7 protein-coding genes are annotated in these 7,921 nt (G+C 68.8%); 6 read left to right on the top strand and 1 reads right to left on the bottom strand.

The genetic code is table 11. From position 1 onward, the window contains the following. From RR928_RS23175 to RR928_RS23185, 3 genes are all read left to right on the top strand, one after another. A partial coding sequence (locus RR928_RS23175; RefSeq protein ID WP_332540050.1) for a YDG domain-containing protein occupies positions 1-1,149 on the top strand: 1,149 nt, incomplete at its 5' end. Between the two features lie 11 nt (positions 1,150-1,160). Then, positions 1,161-2,843, top strand: coding sequence for a ShlB/FhaC/HecB family hemolysin secretion/activation protein (locus tag RR928_RS23180; RefSeq protein ID WP_332684414.1), 1,683 nt, complete (start codon positions 1,161-1,163; stop codon positions 2,841-2,843). A 69-nt stretch (positions 2,844-2,912) separates the two neighbouring features. Next, positions 2,913-3,512 (top strand): TetR/AcrR family transcriptional regulator, encoded by a 600-nt coding sequence (locus RR928_RS23185; protein WP_332684416.1) that lies wholly within the window; start codon positions 2,913-2,915, stop codon positions 3,510-3,512. Here the strand turns inward: RR928_RS23185 and RR928_RS23190 are convergent. Beyond that, positions 3,484-4,710: a multidrug effflux MFS transporter gene (locus RR928_RS23190; RefSeq protein WP_332540054.1), complete on the bottom strand. Its 1,227-nt coding sequence runs from the start codon at positions 4,708-4,710 to the stop codon at positions 3,484-3,486. The two genes, RR928_RS23185 and RR928_RS23190, sit on opposite strands and share 29 nt — an antisense overlap. A gap of 189 nt (positions 4,711-4,899) precedes the next feature. Between RR928_RS23190 and RR928_RS23195 the strand changes: the two genes are divergently transcribed. From RR928_RS23195 to RR928_RS23205, 3 genes are all read left to right on the top strand, one after another. Beyond that, a complete protein-coding gene (locus RR928_RS23195) occupies positions 4,900-5,403 on the top strand; it encodes a MarR family winged helix-turn-helix transcriptional regulator (protein WP_332540056.1) in 504 nt (167 codons plus the stop codon). 38 nt (positions 5,404-5,441) lie between these two features. Continuing rightward, positions 5,442-6,887, top strand: coding sequence for an efflux transporter outer membrane subunit (locus tag RR928_RS23200; protein WP_332540057.1), 1,446 nt, complete (start codon positions 5,442-5,444; stop codon positions 6,885-6,887). A 75-nt stretch (positions 6,888-6,962) separates the two neighbouring features. Beyond that, positions 6,963-7,921, top strand: a 959-nt coding sequence (locus RR928_RS23205) for an HlyD family efflux transporter periplasmic adaptor subunit (protein WP_332684419.1), incomplete at its 3' end; no start/stop codon positions are given.

The raw sequence follows: 7,921 nt of genomic DNA on the forward strand, positions 1-7,921 counted from the left end.
GGCGGCCTGCTGGGAAAGGACCAGGTCACGCTGGCGACCAGCGGCAGCTTTAGCGACAAAAATGCAGGCCTTGGCAAGACCGTCAAGCTGAACGGCACGCTGTCAGGTGCCGACGCCGGCAACTACCGCCTGGTGCACAACGAGACGACCACGGCCGATATCGCCCGGTTGGCCATCCAGGGCACCATCACCGCAGACAACAAGACCTACGACGGCCTGACCAACGCCACCACGCAGGGCAACCTGGGCCATGCCGTCCTGGGCAAGGATCAGGTCACGCTGGTCACCAGCGGCCGCTTTGCGGACAAGAATGCGGGCCAGGGCAAGGCGGTGGCCGTCACCGGCGAACTCAGCGGTGCCGATTCCGGCAACTACGTGCTGCTGTACCACACAAGCGCCACCGCCGATATCGACCCGCGGGCCGTCAACGCCATCATCACCGCCGAAGGCAAGACGTATGACGCCAGCACGGCCGCCATCACCCATGGCCAGTTGGGCGGCCTGCTGGGAAAGGACCAGGTCACGCTGGCGACCAGCGGCAGCTTTAGCGACAAAAATGCAGGCCTTGGCAAGACCGTCGAGGTGAACGGCACGCTGTCAGGTGCCGACGCCGGCAACTACCGGCTGGTGCATAACGACACCACCATCGCCAGCATCGACCGGCTGGACATCCGCGCCGGCATCACGGCCGATGACAAGCCCCATGACGGCACCACCCTCGCCACCACGCATGGCGCACTGACGGGAGTGCTGGCGGGCGACCGCGTGCTCCTGCAAACCCAGGGCAGCTTCCTTGATCCGGCGGCAGGCGCGACCAAGGAGGTGCGGGTCAGCGCCACGCTGGGCGGCGAGGATGGCGGCAATTACCGCCTGGAACACAACGCGTCCACTTGGGCCGCCATCCATCCCGCAAAGCCCACCATCGGGCCGTCCCTGACGGACATCTACGCGGGCGTCCATCCCAGTCGGGTCGAAATTGTCCGCGCCGAAGCCAGCACGCCCTCGAGTGGATGCTTCAGCGATGGCTATCCCATGTCCGCCCAGGTCATGAACCTTGGAGGCCTGGCCATCGATGCCGCGCAGCGCGACAGCCGCCCGGTCACCATCTTCACCGGGGTCGGTCGCGCCTGCGCCGCTGCGCCTTTCTGAGTCCACATCCCATGTACACGATTGCCATGCCTTCACCTATGCGCATTGCGCTTGCCACCGCCCTGGCCACCGCACTGCTGGGCTTGCCGCCGACAGCCGGCAGCCAGGCGCTGCCCGACGCCGGCCGGGCGCTCGAAAGCCTGGAGCAGCGCCGCCCCACCCTGCCCGCGCCGGCGCCCATCGATCTGCACCTGCCCGATGTGCCCGCAGCCATGCAGGGCGGCGGCCCGCCCGTCGAAGTTAGACGCTTTGCCATCGAAGGCAATTCCGCCATCGCCAGCGCCGAACTGCAGGACCTGCTGTCACCGCTGATCGGCCAGTCGCTGACCCTGTCCGACATCGAGGCCGGCATAGCGGCCATCACGCGGCGCTACCGTGAACGGGGCTATCCGTTTGCCTATGCCTATCTGCCTGCCCAGACCGTGGAGTCGGGCCTGCTGCGGGTCGCGGTGATCGAAGGACGGCTCGGTGAGGTGAGGCTGGAAAATGCTTCGCGTCAACGGTCCGCAGTACTGCAAGCGCCGCTGGCCGGTCTGCACGCGGGCGCCCTGCTGCGCGCCGATGCGCTGGAAAGCAGCCTGCTGCTGCTGGCCGATGTCGCCGGCATTCGCGCCGAGGCAACGCTGCAGCCCGGCGCCCGGTTCGGCAGCTCCGATCTGGTCGTCAGGGTCGACGATGGGCCTGTAGTCGGCGCTGCGCTGGGCGTGGACAATTTCGGCAACCGCTACACCGGGGCCTGGCGCGGCTCCGCCAGCCTGCAGCTCGACGGCGCACTGGGCCTGGGCGAGCAGATCCAGCTGCAGCTGCTGGCCAGCAATGAGGATTTGTACAACTACCGGCTGGGCTACCAGATGCCCGTGGGGCCGTGGAGCACGCGCATAGGCGCCAGCCTGTCGCATCTGGACTATGCGTTGGACCAAGAGTTCGGCGTGCTCGACGCCTATGGCAGCGCCAAGGTGGCCAGCGTCCACGCCACCCAGCCGCTGCTGCGCAGCCGCAGCGCGAACGTCAATGCGCGGCTGCAATATGACCAGAAGCGCCTGACCGACCACATCGGGCTGTACGACACCCAGGAACGCAAGCACTCGCAGCTCACCACGCTGGGGCTGGACGGCAACTGGCAGGACAGCCTCGGCGGGCGCGCCACCAATCAATGGAGCCTGGCCTGGGTCCACGGGCAGCTGCGCCTGGGCAACGTGGCGCAGCAGCAGCGCGATGCCCAGGCCGCGCGCAGCGCCGGCAGCTTCCAGATGATCACCGCCAGTCTGGCGCGCTGGCAGGCACTGGGCGGTCCGTGGAGCCTGCATGGCCGCGTCAACGGGCAGCGCGCCGATGGGAATCTCGACTCCTCGGAAAAGATGAGCCTGGGCGGCGCCTACGGCGTGCGCGCCTATCCGCAAGGCGAAGCCCCGGGCGACCATGGCCTGCTGGCCACACTGGAGCTGCGCTACGCGCTGGGCGGCGACTGGCAGCTCAGCGGCTTTGCCGACAGCGGCAAGGTCAGGCTGCAGCACCGCCCCTGGAACGCCGGCAGCAACCACCGCCGCCTCAGCGGCGCAGGCCTGGGACTGCAGCGCAGTGGCAGGGACTGGTCCATGGAGACCGCGCTGGCCTGGCGCGTGGGCAGCGCGGCGGCCACGAGTGCGCCGGACAAACGACCGCGGCTGTGGGTCAAGGCGCAGAAGTTCTTCTAGCGCCTTGACGCGGCGCACAGGCCTGCTGCGCCAAACGACCGCAGGGCATAGCGCCGTAAAATCCCGGCGATGGAAACCATTGCCCTGACCGCCTCCCGCCTGCAGGACGCAGCCCTTGCACGCTTTGCGCGCCAGGGCTTCGACGCCGCCTCGATGGCGGAAATCGCGGCCGACGTGGGCATCAAGAAACCCTCGATCTATGCGCATTTCCGCAACAAGGATGCGCTTTATCTGAGCCTGATTCCGTTGATGGTCACGGCCGAACTGGACTATGCGCGCAGCGTGCTGGTCGGCGGCAGCGCCATACGCGCGCAGATTCACGCCTATCTGCAAAGCATCCAGGTCCGCTATGACGATTCGTTTCGCGTGCAGTTCTGGATGCGTGCGCTCTACACCCCGCCCGGTCATCTGCATGACCAGGTCATGGCGCTGATGCATGTTTTCATGGACGATCTCGAAGCCATCGTGCTGGCCGCGATCACCCAATCCAGCCTGGTGCCGAACACCCAGGGGCTGAGCGCCGAAGTTTTGACCAAGACCTGCCTGGGCCTGATCGACTGCCTTCAGGTCGAGCTGACCTATGCCGGACCGGCGAAATTCGCGCGCCGGCTGCAGGCGGTCTGGGCAGTGTTCGAAGCGGCTACGGCAGCGCGGCCGGCGCAGGGCTGACGCTGCGCCGCCCGCCCCACCAGCAGCACAGCGCCGCGAGCGCGCCGCAGACCAGGATGGCCGCCGGCAGCGGCACGAGGCCTGGCGCGGCCAGCGTCACCAGGGCGCCTATGGCAGCGCCCATCAGATACTGCAGCAGGCCCATCAGCGCCGAGGCCACGCCGGCCTGCTCGCCGGCCTGGGCCATGGTCAGCGCCGTGAGATTGCCGAACACCAGGCCCAGCGGCCAGACCGACAGGCCCAGCAGCGCCAGATAGACGCCCAGGCCGGCCCACCCCAGCAGCACCAGCACCAGCAGCAGCAGGCCTGCAAACGCGTGCACCGCGATGCCGGCCAGCAGCACACGTTGCTCGCTCAGGCGCTGGATCAGCCACAGGCTCAGCTGACCGGCGACCACCACGCCCACCGCGTTCGAGGCAAAGAAATAACTGAAATGCTGGGGGCTCATGCCGAAGTGCTCGATCAGCACGAATGGCGAGACGCTGATGTAGACGAACAGCGCGCCCAGGATGAAACCTCCGGCCAGCGTATAGGCCATGAACGCCGGCGCGCGGCACTGCTGCGCATAGGCGCGCAGGATGGCGCGCGCATGCAGCGGCGCGCGCTTGTCTCGCGCCAGCGTTTCGGGAATCGCCCGCAGGCCCCAGGCCGCGCCCAGCGCGCCAACCACGGCCAGCGTCCAGAACACCATGCGCCAGCCGCCGTGGGTCAGCAGATAGCTGCCGACCACCGGCGCCAGAATGGGCGCGATCATCATCACCTGCATCAGCACCGAGAACACGCGTGCCGACTCCTGCACGCTGCAGACGTCCGAGACGATGGCGCGCGGCGCGACCAGGCCCGCGGCCGCGCCCAGCGCCTGCAGGAAGCGCGCGAACAGCAGCCACTCGACGCTGGGCGCAAGCGCAGCCAGCACCGAGCCCAGCACAAACACCCCCAGGCCGATCAGCAGCGGCCAGCGCCGCCCGAAGCGGTCCAGCAGCGGCCCGTAAAGCCCCTGGCCCAGCGCCAGGCCGACGAGAAACACCGACAGCGTCTGCTGGATCTTGCCCGCCGATGCGCCCAGCTCCTGGGCCACGGCGGGAAAGGCCGGCAGGTACATGTCGATGGCCATGGCGTCCAGCGCCGTGATCATCGCCAGCAGAAAAAGAAACGGCCAGCCGAAGCGGCTGGGTGGGGTCGAAGGATTCGCAGTCATGAAAGCAGATGCGGCACGCGGCCGATGAACAGGTTGAAACGCAGACCTTCCTAACGGTCGGTAGGCTGCGATGGCTTGATTGTAGAGCCGGAGCTCAAAAACCCTCTTGTGCTCCTGGGGACCTGCGCATGCCTGCAGACGCCAATGATTTTGACGACAATAGTTGCCTAGTCAATTAAATTGCTGTCAATGACCTCCATTCCGCCTCTGCCTTCCGATTTCTACCAGGCAGGTGCCTACCAGCCCCAGGAAAGCGTGGGTTTTCTGATGCGGCGGGTACTCAGCTCCATCCTGCAGCAGGCCGATGCCGAACTGGCGGTGCATGACCTGACCTATGTGCAATGGCTGCCGCTGTACAAGCTGCGGGTCTGCAGTGACACCACCAGCGCCAACCTGGCGCGCGACCTGGGCATAGATCCGGCGGCGGTGACGCGCGCCCTGGACCGGCTCGAAGCCAAGGGCATGCTGCGCCGCGAACGCTCGACCAGCGACCGGCGCGTGGTGCATCTGGTGCTGACCGAGGCCGGCGACGCGATTGCCGCCAAGGTTCCGCAAGCGCTCAGCAGCGTGCTCAACGCCCACCTCAGCGGTTTCAGCCACGACGAATGCCGACTGCTGATCGACATGCTGCAGCGCATGCTGCACAACGGCGAGGCGCTGCGCGCCGCTCAGGCCCCGTCCAAGGCCGGCTGAATTTCTGCACTTCCCCCATTCCCACTCTCCCTCCAACCATGCATCTCCTTTCTTCATTGCCGGGCAAGCGTCTGCTGGCCCTGAGTGCCGCGCTGGCCCTCGCGGGCTGCGCCCTGCCCGGACCGGATCGCGCCGCGCTCACGCAGATCACGCCCGAAGGCACAGGCCTGAGCGCGCAGGCGCCGGCCCAGGGCCTGCCCACCGCCTCCTGGTGGACCGCGCTGGGCGATCCGCGGCTGAACGCGCTGATCGACCAGGCCTTGCAAGGCAGCCCCAGCCTGGCCGCCAGCCGCGCGCGCTTCGAACGCGCGGCCGCACTGGCCACGGCCAGCAGCACCGCCAGCCAGCCGCATGCCACGCTGGGCCTGGACGCCACGCGCCAGCATTACAGCGCCAACGGCCTGGTGCCCGCACCGATTGCCGGCAACACCTACAACAGCGGCAATGCCCAGGTGGGCCTGAGCTGGGCGCCCGATTTCTTTGGCCGGCATGCGGCCGAACTCGAATCGGCGCTGGGCCAGGCGCGCGCCGCCCAGGCCGACAGCGCCGCGGCCGCCAACCAGCTTGCCGCCCAGGTCGCGCGCAGCTATGTGGCATTGGCCCGGCTGCTGGCCCAGCGCGATGTCGCCCAGCGCACGCTGGACCAGCGCCAGCAGTTGCTGGACCTGAGCCACCAGCGCACCCAGGCGGGGCTGGACAGCCAGGTCGAGCTGACCCAGGCCCAGGCCGGCCTGCCCGATGCGCGCACCCAGATTGAAATGCTGGCCGAGCAGATCACGCTGGCGCGCCGCACGCTCGCGGTGCTCAGCGGCCAGGCGCCCGAAGCCCAGCAGACGCTGGCGCCGCAGCTGTCGCAACTGGCGCTGCAGGATGTGCCCCAGGCCCTGGGCCTGGACCTGCTGGGCCGGCGCCCGGACATCGTTGCCGCGCGCTGGCGCGTCGAGGCCGCGGGCCAGGACATCGCGCGCGCGCGCGCCGATTTCTACCCCGACATCAGCCTCAGCGCTTTTGTCGGCCTGAACGCCATAGGCCTCGATCAGCTGCTGCAAGGCAGTTCGCGCCAGATGGGCGTGACACCGGCGCTGCGCCTGCCGATCTTCGAAGGCACGCGCCTGCGCGCCCAGCTGCGCGGGCGCGAAGCCGAGCGCGACACCGCAATTGCCCAGTACAACGGCGCGGTGCTCGACGCCGTGAAGGAAGCCGGCGACGCGATTGCCTCGGTGCAGTCGCTGGGCCGCCAGCAGGCGCTGCAAAGCGAATCCGCGGCCAAGGCCGAGCAGGCCTATGACTTCGCGCTGCAGCGCTACCGCGCGGGCCTGAGCAACCAGATCACCATGCTCAACGCCGAAAGCCAGGTCATCACCCAGCGCCGCCTGGGCGTGGACCTGCAGGCACGCCAGCTCGACACGCGCATCGCCCTCATGAAAGCCCTGGGCGGCGGCTGGAGCGACGACACCGCGAACCTGCAGGTCAGCCAACGCTAACCCCCTCTTTACTCCCAGCGGGCAGCCAGCTGCCCCGGACGCAAAACCCAACCGTATAACAAAGCGCCGACTCTCATGACCGATCCAAAACAAGCTCCCGCTGCGGCCACGCCCGCCGGCAATCCTCCTGCCCGCCGCAAGGGCCTCACGGTGATCGCCGCCGCCGTGGCCATCGCCGCCATCGCCTGGGGCGGCTGGCACTGGGCCCATGGCCGCAACTTCCAGACCACCGACAACGCCTATGCCGCGGGCAATGTGGTGCAGATCACGCCCCAGCTCGGCGGCACCGTGGTCAGCATAGGCGCCGACGACACCGACTTCGTGCGCCCCGGCCAGCTGCTGGTGCAGCTCGACGCCGCCGATGCGCTGGTCGCGCTGGCCCAGGCCGAGGCCCAGCTCGCGCAGACCGTGCGCGAAGTGCGCGCGCTTTACGCCAACAACGCGCCGCTGCAGGCCCAGGTCGCGCTGCGCGAAGCCGAACTGCAGCGCCTCGAGGCCGATGCCGCGCGCTCCCAGCAGGACGTGGAACGCCGCCGTCCGCTGCTGGCCAGCGGCGCGGTGGGCAAGGAAGAGTTCGACCACGCCCAGACCCAGGTCACGGCCAACCGCAACGCCGTGGGCGCGGCCCAGGCCGCGGTGCGCGCCGCGCGCGCCCAGCTCACCGCCGCCCAGGCCCAGACCGAAGGCAGCTCCCAGCAGGACCACCCCAACGTGGTGCGCGCCGCGGCCAAGGTGCGCGAGTCGTATCTCGCGCTGCAGCGCACGCGCCTGCTGTCGCCCGTCGAAGGCCATGTCGCCAAGCGCGGCGTGCAGCTGGGCCAGCGCATTGCCGCGGGCGCGCCGGTCATGACCGTGGTGGCGCTCAACGACCTGTGGGTGGACGCCAACTTCAAGGAAAGCCAGCTGGCCGAGCTGCGCATAGGCCAGCCCGCGGAACTCACGGCCGACGTCTACGGCGACAAGGTCACCTACCACGGCAAGGTGCTGGGCCTGGGCGCGGGCACGGGCGCGGCGTTCGCGCTGCTGCCGGCGCA

Origin of the sequence: Comamonas sp. (genome assembly GCF_036666375.1) — a bacterium.
In the GTDB taxonomy this organism is placed as follows: Bacteria; Pseudomonadota; Gammaproteobacteria; order Burkholderiales; family Burkholderiaceae_C; genus Comamonas.

What these genes read in the sequence shown, in the direction of transcription:
- RR928_RS23195 (WP_332540056.1), top strand. Translation starts at nt 4,900, where the DNA reads ATGACCTCCATTCCGCCTCTGCCTTCCGATTTCTACCAGGCAGGTGCC.
- RR928_RS23180 (WP_332684414.1), top strand. Translation starts at nt 1,161, where the DNA reads ATGTACACGATTGCCATGCCTTCACCTATGCGCATTGCGCTTGCCACC.
- RR928_RS23185 (WP_332684416.1), top strand. Translation starts at nt 2,913, where the DNA reads ATGGAAACCATTGCCCTGACCGCCTCCCGCCTGCAGGACGCAGCCCTT.
- RR928_RS23200 (WP_332540057.1), top strand. Translation starts at nt 5,442, where the DNA reads ATGCATCTCCTTTCTTCATTGCCGGGCAAGCGTCTGCTGGCCCTGAGT.
- RR928_RS23190 (WP_332540054.1), bottom strand. Translation starts at nt 4,710, where the DNA reads ATGACTGCGAATCCTTCGACCCCACCCAGCCGCTTCGGCTGGCCGTTT.